This is a genomic window from Kribbella sp. NPDC055071 (genome assembly GCF_053608045.1).
On sequence record NZ_JBSGUS010000002.1, the window covers coordinates 497,665 to 516,917 of the forward strand.

Annotated in this window: 15 protein-coding genes; 4 read left to right on the forward strand and 11 right to left on the reverse strand. The window is 68.7% G+C overall.

Annotated elements, in window-relative coordinates; all coding sequences use genetic code 11:
• Nucleotides 1–2 precede the first annotated feature (2 nt).
• The 10 genes from ACWF4Z_RS05730 to ACWF4Z_RS05775 all read right to left on the reverse strand — a co-directional run bounded on the left by ACWF4Z_RS05730 (nt 3) and on the right by ACWF4Z_RS05775 (nt 12,532).
• The gene (locus ACWF4Z_RS05730) at nt 3–1,313 is read right to left on the reverse strand and encodes an aminotransferase family protein (RefSeq protein ID WP_452241769.1); all 1,311 of its coding nucleotides are present in this window, start codon (nt 1,311–1,313) and stop codon (nt 3–5) included.
• Nucleotides 1,310–2,617 carry an aminotransferase class III-fold pyridoxal phosphate-dependent enzyme gene (locus ACWF4Z_RS05735; RefSeq protein ID WP_452241770.1) on the reverse strand — a complete coding sequence of 436 codons (1,308 nt, stop codon included), beginning with the start codon at nt 2,615–2,617 and terminating at the stop codon, nt 1,310–1,312. Before ACWF4Z_RS05735 ends, ACWF4Z_RS05730 begins: the two co-directional genes overlap by 4 nt.
• Nucleotides 2,614–4,155 carry an aldehyde dehydrogenase family protein gene (locus ACWF4Z_RS05740; protein WP_452241771.1) on the reverse strand — a complete coding sequence of 514 codons (1,542 nt, stop codon included), beginning with the start codon at nt 4,153–4,155 and terminating at the stop codon, nt 2,614–2,616. The genes ACWF4Z_RS05735 and ACWF4Z_RS05740 overlap by 4 nt, the downstream gene beginning before the upstream one ends.
• 318 nt (nt 4,156–4,473) lie before the next feature.
• The gene (locus tag ACWF4Z_RS05745) at nt 4,474–4,896 is read right to left on the reverse strand and encodes a nitroreductase family deazaflavin-dependent oxidoreductase (RefSeq protein ID WP_452241772.1); all 423 of its coding nucleotides are present in this window, start codon (nt 4,894–4,896) and stop codon (nt 4,474–4,476) included.
• 1 nt (nt 4,897) lies between these two features.
• Complete coding sequence (locus tag ACWF4Z_RS05750) at nt 4,898–5,827, reverse strand: alpha/beta hydrolase (RefSeq protein ID WP_452241773.1); 930 nt, start codon at nt 5,825–5,827, stop codon at nt 4,898–4,900.
• On the reverse strand, nt 5,824–8,220 hold the full coding sequence (locus ACWF4Z_RS05755) for a glycoside hydrolase family 95 protein (protein ID WP_452241774.1): 2,397 nt from the start codon (nt 8,218–8,220) through the stop codon (nt 5,824–5,826). The genes ACWF4Z_RS05750 and ACWF4Z_RS05755 overlap by 4 nt, the downstream gene beginning before the upstream one ends.
• A 7-nt stretch (nt 8,221–8,227) precedes the next feature.
• Complete coding sequence (locus ACWF4Z_RS05760) at nt 8,228–9,583, reverse strand: ABC transporter substrate-binding protein (RefSeq protein WP_452241775.1); 1,356 nt, start codon at nt 9,581–9,583, stop codon at nt 8,228–8,230.
• A 32-nt stretch (nt 9,584–9,615) separates the two neighbouring features.
• Nucleotides 9,616–10,491: a carbohydrate ABC transporter permease gene (locus ACWF4Z_RS05765; RefSeq protein WP_452241776.1), complete on the reverse strand. Its 876-nt coding sequence runs from the start codon at nt 10,489–10,491 to the stop codon at nt 9,616–9,618.
• 10 nt (nt 10,492–10,501) lie between these two features.
• Nucleotides 10,502–11,425 (reverse strand): carbohydrate ABC transporter permease, encoded by a 924-nt coding sequence (locus tag ACWF4Z_RS05770; protein ID WP_452241777.1) that lies wholly within the window; start codon nt 11,423–11,425, stop codon nt 10,502–10,504.
• Nucleotides 11,426–11,602: 177 nt separating this feature from the next.
• Nucleotides 11,603–12,532, reverse strand: a complete 930-nt coding sequence (locus ACWF4Z_RS05775; RefSeq protein ID WP_452241941.1) for a LysR family transcriptional regulator — start codon at nt 12,530–12,532, stop codon at nt 11,603–11,605.
• A gap of 175 nt (nt 12,533–12,707) precedes the next feature.
• On the opposite strand from ACWF4Z_RS05775, the gene ACWF4Z_RS05780 reads away from it, so the two are divergent.
• Both ACWF4Z_RS05780 and ACWF4Z_RS05785 read left to right on the forward strand, forming a co-directional pair.
• The gene (locus ACWF4Z_RS05780; protein ID WP_452241778.1) at nt 12,708–13,910 is read left to right on the forward strand and encodes a mandelate racemase/muconate lactonizing enzyme family protein; all 1,203 of its coding nucleotides are present in this window, start codon (nt 12,708–12,710) and stop codon (nt 13,908–13,910) included.
• Complete coding sequence (locus tag ACWF4Z_RS05785) at nt 13,903–14,901, forward strand: aldo/keto reductase (protein ID WP_452241779.1); 999 nt, start codon at nt 13,903–13,905, stop codon at nt 14,899–14,901. The genes ACWF4Z_RS05780 and ACWF4Z_RS05785 overlap by 8 nt, the downstream gene beginning before the upstream one ends.
• A 1-nt stretch (nt 14,902) precedes the next feature.
• Here ACWF4Z_RS05785 and ACWF4Z_RS05790 read toward each other — a convergent pair whose 3' ends face one another.
• Nucleotides 14,903–17,488 carry a LuxR C-terminal-related transcriptional regulator gene (locus ACWF4Z_RS05790; protein WP_452241780.1) on the reverse strand — a complete coding sequence of 862 codons (2,586 nt, stop codon included), beginning with the start codon at nt 17,486–17,488 and terminating at the stop codon, nt 14,903–14,905.
• Between the two features lie 110 nt (nt 17,489–17,598).
• Between ACWF4Z_RS05790 and ACWF4Z_RS05795 the strand changes: the two genes are divergently transcribed.
• On the forward strand, nt 17,599–18,570 hold the full coding sequence (locus tag ACWF4Z_RS05795) for an MBL fold metallo-hydrolase (protein WP_452241781.1): 972 nt from the start codon (nt 17,599–17,601) through the stop codon (nt 18,568–18,570).
• Nucleotides 18,567–19,247, forward strand: coding sequence for an SDR family NAD(P)-dependent oxidoreductase (locus tag ACWF4Z_RS05800; RefSeq protein WP_452241782.1), 681 nt, complete (start codon nt 18,567–18,569; stop codon nt 19,245–19,247). The genes ACWF4Z_RS05795 and ACWF4Z_RS05800 overlap by 4 nt, the downstream gene beginning before the upstream one ends.
• The last annotated feature ends 6 nt before the right edge of the window (nt 19,248–19,253 follow it).

Below are 19,253 nucleotides of genomic sequence, written 5' to 3' on the forward strand. Positions count from 1 at the left end.
ACCTAGTCCAGGACGTCGTGGAGCGCGGTCGCGCAGAGGGTGGCCAGCTCGGTGACCTCCGCCGGGGTGATGACCAGTGGGGGACCGAGCAGGATCAGGTCGCCGTTCGTTCCGTCCGCGCAGCCCGTCGAGTGGTAGAGCAGGAGGCCGAGTTCCTTCGCCCGCCGCACGACGCGTTCGGCGACCCGGTCTTTCCGGTCGTACGGCGTATCGCCGTGCGCGACCAGCTCGATTGCACGCAGCAACCCAAGGCCGCGGATGTCGCCGACCTGCGGATGACCCTGGAGGTTGGCGTGCAGCTCGTCCGCGAGTTGTTCGCCTCGCTCGGCCGCTGCTGTCACGAGCTTGCGATCCTGCAGTACGCCGAGCACGGCCAGACCGGCGGCCGCGCCGACCACGTGATGCGAGTACGTGAATCCGTGGGTGAACCCGGTCTGCTGGATCGTCTCGTGGACCTCGCCGCTACTCACCGCCAGTCCCAGCGGCCAGTAGCCCGAGGCCGCGCCCTTCGCGGCGACGAGCAGGTCCGGCCGCACACCCCAGTGCTCACTGGCGAACCAGCGACCTGTGCGCCCGAACCCTGTCATCACCTCGTCCGCGATCACGAGAACGCCGTACCGCCGGCACACCTCGACGATCGCCGGCCAGTAGTCGTCCGGTGGCACACAGGCGCCGAGCGCGGCACCGGCCACCGGCTCGGCGATGAAGGCCGCGACCCGATCGGGGCTCTCGGCAAGGATCAGCTGCTCCAGTGCCTCGGCGTGCCGCCGGCCGCAGCCGTCCGGATGCGTCTCCGGGAACGGGCAGCGGTATTCGTACGGCGAGGTCGTGTGCCGCGCCGGTCCGAGCCACGGCACGTACGGCGCTCGCAGGCCGGCGCGACCGGACACGTCGAGCGCGCCGCGGCTGTTGCCGTGATACGACCCGTGCCGGCCGATCACGACGTACCGGTCCTCGCCGCGGGCGAGATGGTAGGCCCGCGCCATCTTGAGCGCGGTCTCCACCGCTTCGCTGCCGCCGGAGACCGGATAGATGTGCGGGTCGTCGACGGGCAGCAGCGGGCCGAGCGCCTCGGCGTACTCGATCAGCGGCGCCGAGGTGAAGGCCGTGCCGTGTGCGTAGGCGACACGTCCCGCCTGGTCGGCGATCGCGTCCGCGACCGCGCGGACGCCGTGGCCGATGCCGACCACGATCGCCCCACCGGCACCGTCCAGGTAGCGGCGGCCGGCGGTGTCGAACAACTCAGTGCCGTTGCCCCTGGCAATGACCGGGAGGTCGTTGCCAGGGGCACGGGAAAAGAGCCGACCGGTCACCCGGCCACCGCTGCCGCGAAGAGGTCGAGCGCCGTCTTCGCCTCCGCCGCGGTGACGACCAGCGGCGGCGACATCCGGATCGAGCTCTCGCCGCACTCGAGCACGAGCAGTCCGTGCTCGAAGGCCCGCTGCTGGACGGCGGCGGCCTGCTCGGCGGTGCCGAACTCGACGCCGATCATCAGCCCGACCCCCCGCACGTCGACGATCTGGTCGGGGAACTTGGCCTTGATGTCACCCAGACCCTCGAGCAGGATCTTCCCGATCGTGGTGGCGTTGTCGAGCAGTCCTTCCTGCTCGATCACCTCGAGCGTGGCGAGGCCCGCGGCACACGGGACCGGGCTGCCGCCGTACGTCGAACCGTGGGCGCCGGCCGGCCAGCTCTCCATCAGCTCCGAGCGGGCCATGAAGGCACCGAGCGGCAGTCCGGAGGCCAGACCCTTCGCGCTGATCAGCACGTCCGGCTCGACATCGGTGTGCTCGATCGCCCACATCTTGCCGGTCCTGCCCGCGCCGGACTGCACCTCGTCGGCGATCAGCAGGATGCCGTACCGGTCGCACAGCTCGCGCAGCCGGGCCATCCACCCCGGCGGCGGGACGATGTAGCCACCCTCGCCCTGGATCGGCTCGACGAAGATCGCCGCCACCTCACTCGGCGCGACCTGGTACCGGAACAGCACGTTCTCCAGGTGCTCGAACGTGCTGTCGTCGCCGTACGGCGCGTGCAGCACGCCCGGCAGCAGCGGCCCGAAGCCCTGGTGGTACTTCGCCTTGGATGCGGTCAACGTGACAGCGCCCATCGTCCGGCCGTGGAAGGCGCCGTAGAAACTGATCACGTACGGGCGCTTGGTCGCGTACCGGGCCAGCTTGAGCGCACCCTCGACCGCCTCGGCGCCGGAGTTCGACAGGAACACCCGGACCGGGTCGCTGATCGGCGAGGTCGCGGCCAAGGCCGAGCACATCTCCGAGTAGATCGGCAGGAAGAAGTCGCTCGCGGAGTAATGCAGCAGATCCTCGGCCTGCCGCTTCACCGCGTCGACCACGTGCGGGTGCGCGTGGCCGGTCGAGTTGACCGCGATGCCGGCGTTGAAGTCGAGGAAGAGGTTGCCGTCGACATCTTCGATCGCACAGCCGTGGCCGCGACGCGGTGCCAGCGGGTACGCGCGGGGCAGCGAACGGCTCGTGATCGCAAGGTCACGCTCGACGACGGCCGCCGACAGCGGGCCGGGGATCGCGGTCCGCAGGTCCGGCACCGGGCGATCGGCGGGGAGCCAGTCGGGCCGGGTCGAGAGCTGGTTGATCGTCATCGGGCTACCACCGTTCGGGACTGTTCACGCAGGAACTGCTGGACGTAGTACAAACCACCACCGGCCTTGCCGGAGCTGCCGGAACCTTTCCAGCCGCCGAAGGGCTGGACGCCGGGCCAGGCGCCGGTGGTCGCGCCGGCGGCGCGGTTCACGTAGACGACGCCGGCCTCGATCCGGTCGAGGAACGCGTCGACCTCGGCATCGTCGGCCGAGAAGAATCCTGCCGTCAGGCCGAGCTCGGTCGCGTTGGCCAGGGTGATCGCCTCGTCGAGCGAGTCGACCGGCTGGACCGCGACGAACGGCACGAACAGCTCGTCGGTCAGCAGCCGGTCGTCGTCCGGCAGACCGGTGACGACCGTCGGCTGCAGGTAGCGGCCCTCGATGACCTTGCCGCCGGCAACCAGTTTCCCGGCCTTCTCGGTGTGCTCGACCGCGGCGCGGAACCGGTCCACGGCGGCGTCGTCGATCACCGGGCCGACGAAGACGTCGCGCGCGGTCGGGTCACCGACGACGAGTTCACCGGCCCGCTCGGCGAGTCCGGCCAGGAACTCGTCGTACACCGGGCGTTCGACGTACACGCGCGAGCAGGCCGAGCACTTCTGGCCCGAGAAGCCGAAGGCAGAGCGAGCGATACCGGCGACGGCGGTGGCGAGGTCGGCCTTGGCGGAGACGATCGCCGGGTTCTTCCCGCCCATCTCGCACACCACGGGCTTCGGGTAGTCATGGGCGAACGAGCGGTAGATCTGCATGCCGGCCGCGTACGACCCGGTGAAGGTCAGACCGTCCACCTGCGGGTTGGCGACGACCTGCTTGCCGACCTCGTCGCCGCCGGGCAGTAGGTGCAGCACGCCGGCAGGCAGGCCCGCGTCCCGGAAGCATTCGTACAGCTTGACCGCGGTGAAGCTGCCCTGCGGGCTCGGCTTCAGTACGACGGTGTTGCCGGCGACGAGCGCACCACCCGTGGGACCCGCGGCCAGCGCCATCGGGAAGTTGAACGGGCTGATGACGCCCCAGACGCCGTACGGCCGGAGCACGCTCGTGGTCAGCTCGCGATCGGACAGCTGGTCCATCGACCGGACGAAGCCGTCGTTCTTGCTGAACTGGTCGCAGTAGTAGCGGATCAGGTCCGCCGACTCTTCGACGTCGCCGAGCGCTTCGAGCCGGTTCTTGCCGACCTCGAGTGACATCAGCGCGGCGAGCTCGTTGGAGCGCTCGCTGATCAGGTCCGCGGCCTTGCGCAGGACGTCGACGCGCTCGCGCCACGGGCGGTCCGACCAGGACGGAGCCGCCGCCTTCGCGGCCGCGACCGCGGCGTCGACCTCGGCCGCCGTCGCGGCGTGAACCGTGCACAACACCAGCTCGGGATCGCCCGGGCTGGTCAGGGTGAACGCTTCGCCGGTCGTCGGCTCGCCGTTCACGAAACCGGTCAGGGTGCTGCCGAGCCAGGTGCGTGCGGTCGTCACGCCGTGCTCGTAGGCGGCGTGTAACTCGTCGTTGTCGGCGGTGAGAGTTGCATAGGTGACGCGGAATGTCGCCATCGATTGTCCTTCCACGAGAGGGGGAAAGGGGGCCGGAGGCGGCCGGGACCCTGGGGACGTGCCAATGGCCACCGAGTGCAAGCACTGGTGGCGGAACGGGCAAGCGTTACCCAGGGGGGAGAATCGTGAGCGGCTTGAGGGAGCCCGGAGGACGCATGGGCCTCGCTCCCCTCAACAGACTGTGAACCAGCCACTCACGGCCGTCCGCAGCCGATCGGCAACGCGGACGCTGACGACGCCTTTGTACCACCAATCCGGGCACGATCGCCAGACAGCGTCCGTCACACCCGCAGGAACCCGCCTGCGGGTGTGGTCGGACTACTGAGCGCGCTTGAGTTCGAGGACGGGGATGATCCGGATGCCGGCGGTCTGGCGCTCGTACTCGGCGAAGCCTGGGTACCGGCCGGCGTGGATGCCGTAGATGCGGTCGCGCTCGGCGCCCGTGATCTCGTGAACCTTCACCGGATAGGTCTCGGTGCCTCGTTCGACGACGCCTTCGCCGGCGGCGGTGAGGTTGATGTACCACTCCGGGTTCGTCGGGGCGCCGCCCTTGGACGCGAAGACGTAGATCGTGTCCGGGTCGGTCTCGTGGGCGAGGTACATCGTCGGAGCGATGTACTCCCGTCCGCTCTTGCGGCCGCGATGGTGCAGCAGGACCACCGGGGCACCCTCGAAGGGTCCGCCGAGCTTGCCGTCGTTCGCCCGGAATGCATCGATGTTCTGGGTGTTCCAGTCGCTCATGTCAAGCTCCGATCGCTCGCTGATCTTCAACGCCGGCTGCTTCGGCGATATGCCCGGCCAGCAGCCGTCCCGCGCGGTCCAGCGCCGTCGCGCCCTCGTCGAGAATCGCGTGGTACGCCTGGAAGACGTGCGGCACTCCGGGGGTGATCTCGAGGGTGACCTCGACATCAGCGGCCGCGGCCTGGCGGGCGAGCCGAACGGCATCGTCGAGCAGGACCTCGTGCGATCCGGCCTGGATGACGAGGGGCGGCAGGCCGGACAGGTCGGCGAAGATCGGGCTGATGAGGCCGAGCGCGGCATCCTGTCCCGCGGTGTAGTCGGAGATCCGGGCGAGGAGCGCATCGAAGCTCATCAGCGGGTCGGCCTCGCGCTTGGTCCGCATGCTCTCCCCGCTGAGCGTGAGATCGACGTACGGCGACATCAGGTACGCCGCCGCCGGCAACGGGAGGCCCTGGTCGCGGGCGCTGATCAGGACGGCGACCGCGAGCCCACCGCCGGCGGATTCGCCCGCCAGGACGATGTCCGCGGGCGAGACGCCGTTGTCCAGCAGGCCTCGGTACGACGCCACCGCGTCGTCGACCGCGGCGGGATAGGGATGCTCGGGGCCGAGGCGGTACTCGACCGAGATCGCCTTGGCCTCGATCCGCCGGCCGATCTGCGACGCCAGGTCGGCTGAGAGCGCCGCCTCGCCGAGCACATACACGCCGCCGTGGAAGTACAAGACCGTGTGGCGCGGTTCGATGCCCTCGACGGTGACTTCGGCCGTGGCCACGCCGCCGAGTTCGCCCGCGGTGACGGTCAGGTCAGCAGGCAGCGGCTGCGCCGACAACAAGGCGCGAAGCTGCTCCCGCTGCTCCTTGACGCCGATATCCGGAGGGAACGGCGCTTGCCGCAAGATCGCATCGAGCGTCGCGCGCTGCTCAGTACTCACCCAAGGTCTCCCTTCGCCCGCGAACCACTGCGAGTCTTGCCGCCGGTACCCGCGTCGGACATCACCGGATTCCGGTGATTCACCCGCAGAGTCACCGGCTGCCCGTCCACGAACACCAGGTCCGCGACGTCATCGCCGTACCGGACGCGATGGGTCGCGGCGCCCGACGGATAGCCCGACGGGTAGATGGTGGCGTGCTCGAGACGCCCGTTCGCCCAGGTGATGTCGACGGTGAGGCCGCCGCGGGCGCGGAGGCCCCGGACCGAGCCGTCGAGCCAGGTGGAGGGGAGGGCGGGCAGCAGTTCGAGTTCGGTGCGGTCGGACTGGAGAAGCAGCTCGGCGACTGCCGCGGTCCCACCCGCGTTGCCGTCGAACGAGTAGATGTTCTGCGCGGCTCCGGCCACGCCACCGACCGAGTAACTCAGGAGATTGGCCTCGCTCGCATCGGTGACGAGGCTCGTGAGATGTCTGAGCGCCTGGTCGCCTTGGAGCAGGCGGGCATGGAAGAGGGCGAAGTTGGCCTCGACCCACTCGGTCTGCTCCCAGCCGGCCGCGGTCTGCCGACGGTCGATCGTGACCTCCGCGGCGCGGGCCAGGTCGGGTGTCGTGCGTGGCGTGAGCTGGCGCTCGGGATAGAGCGCGCACAGATGGGAGGTGTGCCGGTGGGCGGGATCGGCTTCCTCGAAGTCGTGCAGCCATTCCTGCAACTGGCCGTGCCGTCCGATCCGGTACGGCGAAAGCCGCGCCAGCGCCGACCCGATCCGGCGGCGCAGGACCGCGTCGACGGCCAGGATCTCCGCGGCGGCGGCGCAGTCGGTCAGGATGGCGGCGGCGAACACCCGGTCCACTGTGTTGCCCATGGCAACCGAACAGCGGGAGCCGTCCGGTGCGACGTACCAGTTCTCGGGCGACTCGGACGGACCTGCGACGAGCTCCCCGGTGGCCGGGTCCTCGGTCAGGTACGCGAGCAGGAAGAGGGCGGCGCCACGCAGGACCGGGTACGCCGTATCCCGGAGGAACTGCTGGTCTCCGCCGTACTCGAAGTGTTCCCACAGGTGCGTGGCGAGCCAGGCGCCGCCGGTGACGTTCAGGCCCCACCCCATCGCGGTGCCGGGGGCGCTGTAGCCCCACGCGTTGGTCACGGTGTGGGCGACCCAGCCGGGAGCGTCGTACAGCTGGGTCGCGGTCGACCTGCCCGTCTCGGCGAGACGCTGGAGCAGGCGGAACAGGGGACTGTGACACTCGGCGAGGTTCGTGGACTCCGCGGCCCAGTAGTTCTGTTGGGTGTTCATGTCCAGGTGGAAGTCGTTGCTCCACGAGGCGCTGCTGGCGAGGCCGTCGTTCCACAGACCCTGCAAGGCGAGGGGTAGCGGCGAGTCGGCGCGCGATCCGGCGACCGTCAGGTAGCGGCCGTACTGGAAGTACAGCGCGAGGAGTCCGTCGTCTACCCGCCCGGCGGCCAGGCATTCCCGTCGTCGGTCCGTCGGCTCTGCGTCCTGCCCATCACCCAGGCGCAACGAGACCCGGCGCATCAGGCCGGAGTGATCGGCGACGTGTGCCGTCCGGATCTCGTCGTAGCCGGCTGCGACGGCCGCGGCCACCAGGTCGTCGACACGATCCTCGCCGTCCCAGTCGGTGCCGACGGCAACGAACAGGACGGCGGAGTCCGCACCGACGACCTCGTACGACTCATCCCCGAGCCGAGTCGATCCGCCGAGCGCCTCGACGTGGACGCGGAGCTCGACGAGTGCTCCGGTGGCGCCGTCGCTGTGCAGCGACTCGACCGCTCTGCCGCTGAACGCGATCCCGGTCCTCGTGGTGGTCGTCCGCCCCGGGAACACCGACCCGGCGAGGCCGGTCGTGAAGCTGATCGCACCCGGCCGGTCCGCAGTGAGCCGTACGGCGATCACGCCGTGCGGGTGCGATGCGAGCACCTCCCGGGTGAAGTGGACCCCGTCGACTTCGTAGGCGACCGACACCAGGGCTCGGTCCAGGTCGAGCGCTCGTCGGTAGGCGGTGGCGTTGCTGTGATCGAAGGTCAGCCACAGGTGTGGAAGCGGCAGGTTGGTGCCGAAGGAGGCCCGGGTGCCCAGCAGATGGTCGGCGGCCAACTGCTGAGCCTGGGCGTAATCACCTGCGAAGAGCAGCTTCCTGATGTGCGGAAGGTGCTCTCGAGCCGTCGGATCGAGGTCGGCGGTCGACGGCCCACCGGACCAGGCCGTCGACTCGGACAGATCGATCCGCTCGGTCGGCAGCCCGCCGTACACCATGCCGCCCAGCCGGCCGTTGCCGATCGGGAGTGCGTCGAACCAGCGTTCGCCGCTCTGGTCGTACCAGAGTTCGCCTGCTGGGGTGACGGGCTGTTGGTCGGGCGTAGGTGATGGGGTCAGCATGAATCGGCTACTTGTCTTCGGCCAGCAGGGTACGGCTCTGGTCCTGCATCTTCGCGAAGATGCTGTCGTCGGCCTTGTTGGTGAAGTACGCCTCGAACTGCGGAGTCATCGCGTTGGTCAGCGCGGCACCGTTGTTGTACACCGGGCACGGTACGAGCGCACCGCTGGTCAGGTACTGGTTGAACACCGAGAAGTCGATGCCCTTCGCGGTCTGCTGGTCGGCCAGTGCCTTCATCGATGCCGCGATCGACGGGAAGAGCGACGCGTTGTACTTCGCCGCGGTCGTCTGGCAGTCCTCGCTCTCCTGGTACTTGACCCACTTCCAGGTCTGGTCGGGATGCTTGCTCCCGGCCCAGATGTTGTTGCCGTTGGCATTGGTCATCAGCGCCCGCTTGCCGTCGGCGCCGGCCGGGAGTGGCGCCGTACCGACCTTGGTGCCCTTCAGCCCGCCGTACGTCGCGGCCTCCCAGGTACCGCCGACAACCATCGCGACCTTGCCGGAGCCGACCTGCTGGCTGTTCGCGGTCGTGAACTGGTTGAGCTTCGGCGTGAACCCGTCGTTGGCGAGCGTACGAACGAGTTGGACCGACTGCACGACCTTGGGGTCGTTGTAGTTGAAGACGGTCGCCCACTGCTGCTTGTCGGGAATGTTGATGCCGTCGTTCGGCAGCAGCCAACCCCAGGCGTTCTGGCCGAACGGGTCGCCGGTGGACTCGAGGTTGCCGAGGCCATACGTCTTCACGGTGCTTGGGTTGAAGCCCGGCTGGTCGCCGCGCTTGCCGCTGGCATCGACCGTCAGATGCTTGATCATCTTCCAGAAGGTGCCGCCGTCGGTGTGCGTCCAGTTGAGCGCCGCGACGTCCTTGTCGGTGTAGCCGGCCTTGGCGAGCAGATCCTTGTTGTAGTAGAGCGCACCGGTGGCCCAGTCCATCGGCAGCGCGTACTGCTTGCCGTCCTTGTACTTCCAGCCCTCGGCCCCGATCGCGTACTGCCCCAGATCGAGGTTGTCCTTCTTGATGTAGTCGTCGAGCGCGAGCAGCTGTCCCTGCCCGGCGTACGACTGCAGGAAGGTCACGCTGTTCATGAACCCGTCCGGGGCGTCACCGGAGACGAAGCCGGCCGTCAGCTTGGTGAAATAGTCGCTGACGTTGTAGTTGGTGATCTTCACCTTGATGTCCGGGTTCGCCTTCTCGAACGCCGGAATGCACTGCTGGTAGGCGATCGCCTGGTCCGGTGACCAGGTCCACCAGTTGACGGTGGTCGCGCCACCGGCGTCGCCGGAGCCGTCCTTCGAACAGCCGGCCAGAGCGGTCAGTACGACGACTGTCGCGGCGACAGCCTTGGTGAGTCGAGAAGTGTGCACCGTTTCCCCTTAGAGGTTCGGAGTGAGGCCGGCTACCGGAGTCCGGTGAAGCCGATCGAGTCGACGATCCGCCGGCCGAAGAGCAGGAAGAGCAGGAGCATCGGGAACGCGGCGACGAGGGTGGCCGCCATCAGGCCGGCGAAGTCCGGCTGCGTCTGGGGTGAAGCCTGCTGAAAGACGCCGAGGGCAACGGTCAGCGGCCGGACGTCGGAGTTGCCGGCGATCATCAGCGGCCAGAAGTAGTCGTTCCAGGCGTTGATGAAGGTCAGGAGCGCCAGTGTGGTGATCGGTCCCTGGCTCATCGGGACGGTGATCCGGAACAGCAGCCGGAGCCGGCCGAGGCCGTCGATCAGGGCCGCGTCCTCGATCTCGGTCGGCAGCCCGAGCATGAACTGGCGGAGGAAGAAGATGCTGAACGCGGAGAACAACGCACCGGGCAGGATCAGCCCGGCGAAGGTGTTGGTGAGACCCAGATCGTGGATCAGCACGAAGTTCGGGAACAGGGTCATGATGCCGGGGATCATCAGCGCGCTGAGAAAGACGCCGAAGACCAGATCGCGGCCCCGCCAGTGCAGCCGCGAGAACGCGTACGCCGCGAGCAGCGAGCAGAAGACGACGAGCACGGTCAGCGAGGTGGCGTAGATGACCGAGTTCCGCAGGTACAGGCCGAGCTGGATGGTCGCCCCGGAACCGCCCTCGGCGACGGCCTGCTCCCGGGTGGCCAGTCCGAGCACGCGCTCGAACGGACCGAGCGTGAGGTCGACCGGGAGCAGCGACGACGGGTGGTCGAGCAGCGCGTAGTTGTTGGACAACGCCGTACGGACGATCCAGTAGAACGGGAAGATCGTGACGACGAGGAACCCGATCAGGTAGATCCAGGCCGCGGTCCTGCCGATGGATGGCTTCACTGGTGCGCCCTCAGTTCGTGTCGGATTCGTTGGCCCGCAGGAGCCGCAGCTGCACGAACGTGATCGCCAGCAGCAGCACGAACAGCGCCATCGACATGGTCAGCGCGTAGCCGAAGTCGAACTCGTTGAAGCCCTTCGCATAGATGTAGAGCGGCAGGACGTTCGAGGCGTTCGCCGGGCCGCCCTTGGTGGTCACGGCCACGAGGTCGAAGACCTGGAACGAGCTGATCACGGTCAGGACGGCGACCATCGCCATGATCGGCCGCAGCAGCGGCAGCGTGAGGTACCGGAACATCCGTGGTTCGGTCGCACCGTCCAGCCGGCCGGCCTCGTAGATCTGCGGCGCGATCGTCTGCAGCCCGGCGAAGATCAGGATCGCGTTGTACCCCATCGACTTCCACACGCCGATGCACGCCAGCGTCGGGATCACCCAGCCCTGCGAGCCGAGGAACAGCACCTCGTGGCCGGTGACCGCCTTGACGACCACGTTCACGATGCCGAGCCCGGGATCGAGCATCCATTGCCAGATCAGCGCGGCGACGACACCCGACACCAGGAAAGGCAGGAGCACGATCCCGCGGATCACACTCGATCGCGTCAGCCGGTGCATGATGACCGCCGTCGCGAGCGAGACGGCCAGCCCGAGGGCGACCGAGAGGACGACGTACTCGACGGTGGTGCCGAGCGATCTCCAGAACACGGAGTCGCCGAGCAACCGCCGGTAATTGTCCAGCCCGGTCCAGGTCGCCGGCGTCAGGATCCGGAATCTCGTGAAGCTCAGGTAAATACCTCGAAATACGGGTACGGCGGCGAAGACGATGAACCCCACGGTGGCCGGAAGAATGAGGACGAGGGCCAGTTTCCCGTCGGTCCGGTGGGCCGGGCCGGTGACTCGTTTCGTGCGTGACCGCGTGGCGGCGGCGAGTGTCACCACGGTGAGCTCCTTCGCGGAACAAATGCGGCGAGCCGATTTCTGGAATGACCGGCTGCGAATTCGGTACGACTCACGGAATTAATCTTGTGGACATTCAGTCATGCCCGCCCGTACCGGTGCAACGACGCATTCCGGATCGACAGTATTCGTCCGGCGAATAGGAGGCTGGTATCCCGCTCAGGTCGGGATCGGCAGGGTTCCGGCCGGGCGGTCCGCCGCGAGGACGAGGTCCACGAAGGCCTGCGCGGCCCGGCTGAGCGGACGCTCCGAGGTCCACCACAGGCCGACGTCGCGATGGAGTTGCGGGGTGTCCACCTGCCGCACCTCCAGTCCGTCCGTGCGCACCATCGCCGCGGCGAGCCCGTTGATGAGGCCGATGCCGTGCCCGGCCCGGACCATCGCCGCCAGCGTGGTCGGCTGGTGGGAGACGATGCCGCCGGCCGGTTCGATCCGGCTCGCCTGCATCGCCGACCACGCCTCGTACCCGAGGCTGGGGTCGCCGAGCGGATCGCCGATCGTGATCATCGGGTACGCCGCCACGTCGTCGAGGCCGATCGTGTCCATGGCCAGGATCGGGTGGCCGGGCGGCGTCAGTACGACGAACGGTTCGCGCCACAGGCCGCGGTAGATCCAGGTGTGCTCGGCCGGCTCCGGCCGGAGCGGACGGAGCGCGATCGCCGCGCGCCGGTCGGCGAGCCACTCGTCGCTGATGTCGACGTCGCCGTCGAGGACGGCGATCTCGAGCAGAGGGTTGGCGGTGCGCAGTTGTTTGAGGATGCCGGGAAGGAACTCCGAGCTCCCGCTGGCGAAGCTCGCGATCGCCAGCTTCCCGGACAGCGATCCGGCTGTGGCGCGCAAGTCGGAGACGGTGTCGTCCAGTTCGGTCACGATCAGCCGGGCCCGGGGAAGCAACCGCTTGCCGTCGTCGGTCAGGGTGAGCGGACGCATCCGCCGTTCGATCAGGACACAGCCCAGGGCGCGCTCGAGGCTGGCGACCCGGGCCGAGACCCGGGGCTGGGACAGGTGCAGACGTGCGGCCGCCCGGGCGAACCCGCCCGAGTCCACCACCTCGATCCAGGTACGGAGCCAGGACAGCTCGACGTCCATCACGACCGCATCCTCCGCACTTCGACTGATTCGGACGTTATCAGCCGGACTCCGGGGCGGCGCCGATCGGTATTCGTCGGACGAAATCCCTGTATTCGTACATCGGCGTTGTTCCGGAGCAGTCCGGCATGTCTGAATGGCGGTGCCGAATCAGCCAGCGACGGAGGGGCGCCGAGTGGAACTCGACATACCGGAGGAAGCGCTGGGCGTGTTGTCGCCGGCGCGGAACGATCTCGCGCCGGGGGAGGAGGGCAATGTGATCGTCTCGGTCGAGACGTACGCGCTCGCCGTCCCGCTGGCGCAGCCGCTGGCCGACTCCACGGCCGCGCTGAAGTCGTGGATCGTCCCCGTCGTCGAGATCCGGACGGCCGACGGGAGAGTCGGTACGGGCATCTCCGGGGTACACACCGGCCCCGAACTGTTGTGCCAGGTGATCGATCGGTACTACGCGCCCGCGTTGGTCGGCGCGTCGTCGGAAGACATCCTCGGCACCTGGAAACGCCTCTACTGGCTGCCGACGCACTGGATCGGTCGGGCCGGCGTCGTCCACATGGCGCTGTCGATGGTCGACATCGCGCTGTGGGATCTCGCCGCTCAGCGCGCGGGAGTGCCGTTGTGGCGGCTGCTGGGCGGTTCGGCCGATCCGATCGAGACGTACAACACCGACGGCGGCTGGCTGAACCTGAGCGTCGCCGAGGTGGTCCGCGACCTCGGTTCGCTGATCGACCGCGGCTGGCGGCGGGTCAAGATCAAGGTCGGTACGCCGGACTGGCGCGAGGACGCGTCGCGGATCCGCGCCGTCCGGAAAGCTGTCGGGCCGGACATCACCGTGATGGCGGATGCGAACCAGCGCTGGGATCTCTCCACCGCGCAACGGATGATGCCGGTACTCGCGGAAGCCGGCATGGACTGGATCGAGGAGCCGGTGCACGCCGACGATCTCGGCGCGCATCGTCGGCTGCAGGCCGTCGGCACGGTCGATGTCGCGGCGGGCGAGAGCGTGTATTCGTACCACGCCTTCACCAGCCTGATCGATGCGGACGCGATCCGCGTTGTGCAGCCCGATGTCACCCGGCTGGGTGGTGTGACCGAGTGGTTGCAGGTCGCTCAGCATGCGGCCGCGCGCGGGTTGCGGTTGGTGCCGCACGCCGGGGACATGATGCAGGTCCACCAGCACCTGGCCGGCGTGGTCCTCAGCGAGAGTCCGGCCTTGCTGGAATTCATCCCGTGGACGCAGGAGGTGTTCGAGTCGCGGAGCGTGGTGAACGACGGGTTCGCCGAGCGGCCGCAGACTCCGGGTGCGTCGACGGCAGTGCGTAAGGTCGCTCGCGAGAAGTGGCAGGTGCGTGGAGTGGGCGGGCGGACCGCGGATGCATGACGACACCGTCCGAGTCGGCCGGACCGAGCTGTCGGTGCCGCGTATCGGTCTGGGCACTGCTGCCTTGGGCAACTTTCAGCAGGCACTCACCGACGAGGACGCGATTGCGGTCGTCGATCACGCTGTGGACCAAGGGATCCGGTACCTCGACACCGCGCCGCTGTACGGGCATGGCCTCGCGGAGATGCGTGTCGGTCGTGCAGTGGCAAAGGTCGATCGGGAGAACCTGATCGTCTCGACGAAGGTCGGCCGATTGCTGCGCGAGGACGCTCCGCGGGACGAGACCCAGTACCACGACGGGGTGCCGTTCTATCGAGACGTTCCGCCCGTCGGCCCGGTGTGGGACTTCAGTTACGACGGCATCCGGCGGTCGGTCGAGGAGAGTCTCGAGCGGACCGGGCTGGATCGCTTCGACGTACTGCTGCTGCACGATCCCGATCAGCATCTGGCCGAGGCTGCATCCACCGGGTACGCGGCGCTTCGCGACCTGCGTGCGGCCGGGCTGGTGCGCGCGATCGGTGCGGGGATGAACACCACGGCGCCGCTGACGGAGCTCGTGCGCTCGTGCGAGCTGGATGTTGTGTTGCTGGCGGGTCGATACACCTTGCTGGACCAGTCGTCGTTGGCGGATCTGATGCCGGCCTGCGAGGAGCGTGGTGTCTCCGTCGTGATCGGCGGGGTGTTCAACAGCGGAGTGCTCGTCGATCCCGCGCCAGGGGCGTCGTTCGACTACGTTCCCGCTGGGAGCGAGGTCGTCGCCAAGGCCGTGGCGATCCAGGAGATCTGCCGGCGGTACGACGTACCGCTGGCGGCCGCTGCACTACGGTTCCCGCTGGCGCATCCACGGGTGTCTACCGTCCTGATCGGCGCGCGGACGGTGGACGAACTCGATGCCGATCTTGACCTGCTCAGCGTGGAGATCCCGGCCGAACTCTGGGCCGATCTCCGGTCCGCAGGCCTGCTCGATCCCGCCGTACCAACACCTGCTTGAGCTAGCCGCGGGCGGCTGACAGGAGGCGGAGTTCGCGGGCGCGTTGCACGGCCGTGGAACGGTCGGTGGCGCCGAGCTTCGTGTAGATGTGGCGGATGTGCGTGTTCACGGTGTTCAGCGAGACCGACAGTTTGCCGGCGATCTCGGGGCGCGTGAGGTTCGTCGGCAAGTAACCCAGCACGCGTAGTTCACTGCGGCTGAGCGGTTCCACGGTCGACGGGACCGCCGCGCGGGCCGACGTCGCGTCGAGGATGTCGGTGACGAGCGCAGCATGTGTCGTACCGTGCGTCGGAAGTCCGGCGAGGAGCGGCGCCGCGCCGGTCATCACGAACGGAAGGAGGCTGCGATCGGGCTCGGCAAGCTGCAGTGCTCGTTCGGCCGCGGCACGTGCCGATGGGTCGTCCCCGAGCATCCGAGCGGCGAGGGCGTCGAGCAGGTTGGACTCGATCAGGGTGAGGACCGGGTTGCTCGGTGCGGTGCCGTCGAGCACACTGCGGAGCTCGGCCCGAGCCTCGGCCGGTCGCTGTTCGGCGAGACGGAGTACGGCGATGGCGTTGCGAAGCTCACCGGTGGACAGCAGTCCGTCGTCAATGGCGGCGAGAGCCGCGCGGGCTTCGGCGAGCTGCCCCAGGCGGACCTGCGTTTCGATGGTCCAGCCGAGCACCCGGCCGGCCAACGCGTGTCTGCCGGCCATGCGCACCTGGCCGGCGGTGATCAGCTCGGCCAGTGTGTCCTCGTGCTGTTGTCGTCCTGCTGACAGGGTCGCAGCGGCCAAGTGGAGCAGCAGTTGGGTGCCCGGCTCGGCCCCGACCGGTACGACGTTCCGCGCCAGCGTGAGCCACCGCTCGGCCTCGTCGAACGAGCCGGTCCAGCTGTGGACCCCGGCGAGCGTGATGTACGCCGGGGCGATCACCGGCTCGGCCGCCCAGCCGTAGTGGGTCGCCCGCTCGATCGCGTCCTCGCAGTACCTGCGGGCCCGGGCCGACGAGTCGCGGGTGGCGGTGAATCCCAGGTGAGCCAGGCAGGCGACCTCGAGGTACGGCCGGCCGATCTCGCGCGCCGCTTCGACACCCTGCAGGAGGAACTTTTCGCTCTCCGGCAGCCGGAGCGACCAGGCCGACGTGACCCCGAGGTTGAGCAGCGCGGTCGCGTGCGCATCGTTGCTCAGGGCAACGTCCGCGTTGGACAGGCTGGTGGGTGCGGGCAACGCGTCGACTCGTTCGATCACACCGTCGAAGTTTCCGCTGAGGCGGGCCCCGAGCAGGTCGAGGGCGGCGATCGTGGTCTGCAGACGGTGCCGACGGTCGGCGGGAGCCTCGCTGAGATCGGTTCTGGCGACCTCGAGGTAGGCCGTCGCTTCGTCCGGGCGCCCGCGGTTGAGCTCGGCGACGGCGTGCGCGAGCGCCAGGCCGCGCGGCTCGGCGCCGTTCGGGAAGGAGCCGAGCAAGGCGGCGACCGTGGCTGCTTCGCCGTCGAGGGTGAGGCTGAGGGCGTGATCGGTCAACAGCTGAGCCGCCGCGGTCCAATCGCCGGCCGCCTGCAGATGCCGCGTCGACTCCGCAACGTCCGCATGGCCCGCGAACCATCGGGCCGCGGCCCGATGCAACTCATGGACGTCTTCGGTCCGGCGAAGCTCCAACCGCAGCAGGTCCCGGAACAGATGGTGGTAACGGAACCAGGTCCGCTCGTGGTCGAGCGACACCACGAATGCGTTGGCGTCCTCGAGAGCGAGCAGGATCCGCTCGGAGCCGGAGGTGCCGGTGAGGAGATCCGCCAGCTCGCCGTTGACCCGGTCCAGCACCGACGTGCGGAGCAGGAGTCGCTGCACCTCCGGCGGTTGATGGTCGAGCATCTCGGCCAGGAGATACTCGGCGACGGTCCGATCGGTGCCGGAGAACTCGGCCACGAACCGCTCGGGATCCGGATGGCCGGCAAGCGACAGGATCGCGAGCCGCAGTCCGGCTGCCCAGCCTTCGGTCCGGTCCTGGAGTACGGCGATCGCTCGGTCCGAGAGCGTGATGCCGGCAGTGGCGAGCAGGTCGCGCGTCTCCGCCTCGGTGAACGGCAGTTGCGCACCGCGGATCTCGGCCAGCTCACCGGCAAGCCGTAGCCGTTGCAGTCGCAGCCCTGACTCGCCACGGGTGGCGACGACGGCGCGAACTCCCGCGGGCAACGTCGTCAGCAGCGTGGTGAGTTGGGCGGTTGCCTCGGCGGAATTGAGCTCCTGCAGGTCGTCGATGATCAGGATGAGCTCTTCGCCCGCAAGCTCGGACCGTACGGCGTCAACGGCCGCCGGACCGTTGAATCCGGGCGGGCGGGGAGCGCCGTCGGCTCGACCGGTCGCTGCCCGGACGGCCGCGAGAAGGGCGAGCCAGAACAGCTGGGCGTCGTACTGATCGGGCCGGATCGACAGGTACGCCGTACGGACGGGCGTGTGCTCGGACCAGCTGCGGAGCAGCGATGTCTTCCCGCTACCGGCCGGCGCGGACACGATCGTGACCTGCTTCGCCGTGGCGCGGTCGAGCGCTGCGATCAGGTCGTGGCGGTCGACCAACCCTTGCGGGGCTGCGCCAGTTCGTCCGGACACCCGGTCAGCCTAACCCGCGGAAATCACCGGAATCAGGCGACGACCGGCAATCGGCCCGGCGGCGAGTCTGGAGCCGCACAGATCGCCTCCGATCAGAAGGAGAAGCCGCGATGTCCACCTCCGGCGCCGACGGCGCGCCGCAACTGCCGGACTACGTTCCGGTACCAGAGTCCGCGCTCGGTCCGGCGCTGAACGCGGACGGCTACGCCGTCGGTCGCGTTCAGGACAACCTGTTCTGGGTCACGGACGGCACCTACCAAGCCGCGTTCCTGGCGACGCCCGCCGGCGTCGTGCTGTTCGACGCGCCACCGACCATCGGCGGCAACCTCCGTCGCGCGATCGACGAGATCACCACCGCGGAGAATCTGCCGAACACGGTCACCCACCTGGTGTACTCACACCACCACGCCGATCATGCGGGTGCGTCGTACCTGTTCGGCGACGTCGTGCGGATCGGGCACACCGAGACGCGGCGACTGCTCCAGCGCGACAACGACCGGGCGCGCCCGGCGCCGGAGGTCACGTTCGAGGAGAACTACACGCTCGAGGTCGGTGGCTCACGGGTCGAGCTCGCGTACCACGGGCCGAACCACTCGCCCGACAACATCTACATCCACTTCCCCGACCACGACACGCTGATGCTCATCGACGTCGTGAACGTCGGATGGGTGCCGATCTACAACCTGAACCTCAGCGAGGACGTGCCCGGCTACATCGAGGCTCCGGACCGTGCGATGGAGTATTCCTGGACGAACTTCGTCGGCGGTCATCTCGGCAAGCTCGGGCGCCGCGACGACGTCGTCCTGCATCAGCAGTACATCGCGGACATCGTGGACAGCTCGCACGCCGCGCTGGCTTCGGTCGATCCAACGCCCTACTTCATCAGGTACGGCGCGAACGCGTGGGCCGGGGTCGTCGGCTATCTCGATGCGGTGACCGAGGTCGCCGCCACACCGATCATCGCGAAGTACACCGGCGTCTTAGGGGCTGCCGACGTACCAGCGCTGACGACGACCACGACGTTCTCGATCCTGCAGTCGATCCGGCTCGATCTCGGCGGCGGATCGCAGGTGCACCCATGAGCGCCCGGGTCGCGATCGTCGTCGGTGCCGGCGGTGAGCTCGGTCGCGCGACCGCCGCGAAGCTGGCCGGTGCGGGCTTCACCGTCGTCGGTGTGGATCGGAACGCGGATGGGCTCAAGCTCCTGCCGGACGGGATCGCGCAGCAGGTCGGTGATGCGACCGATCCGGCCGCCGCGAAGAGCCTTGTCGACCAGATCGCGGCCTCCGCAGGTCCGCCGGAGATCCTGGTGAACACCCTCGGGACCTATCACCTCGGCTCCGCGCTCGAGGCAACACCCGAGGATCTGCAGCTGATGCTGGACGTCAACGCCGGCGCCGCGCTCTGGCTGACGCAGGCGGTCGCGCCGTACATGCGTGAGCGCGGTGCGGGCGCCGTGGTGCACGTCGCGGCTCGTCCCGGGCTCGAGGCGGCGCCGGGGATGACGACGTACGCCGTCAGCAAGGCCGCCCTCGTGCACCTCGTCCGCGTCCTCGACCTCGAACTGCGGCCGGACGGGATTCGCGTGAACGCGGTCGCGCCGGCGCTGCTCGACACCGAGAAGAACCGGCCGTACCTCCCGCCCGAGGTACTCGCCCACGCAGTGAAACCGGAGGCCGTGGCCGAGGTCATCGCCTTCCTGGTCAGTGATGCCGCCGCAGTCGTGAGCGGCGCGATCGTGCCGACGTACGGCGCGTGAGTTCGG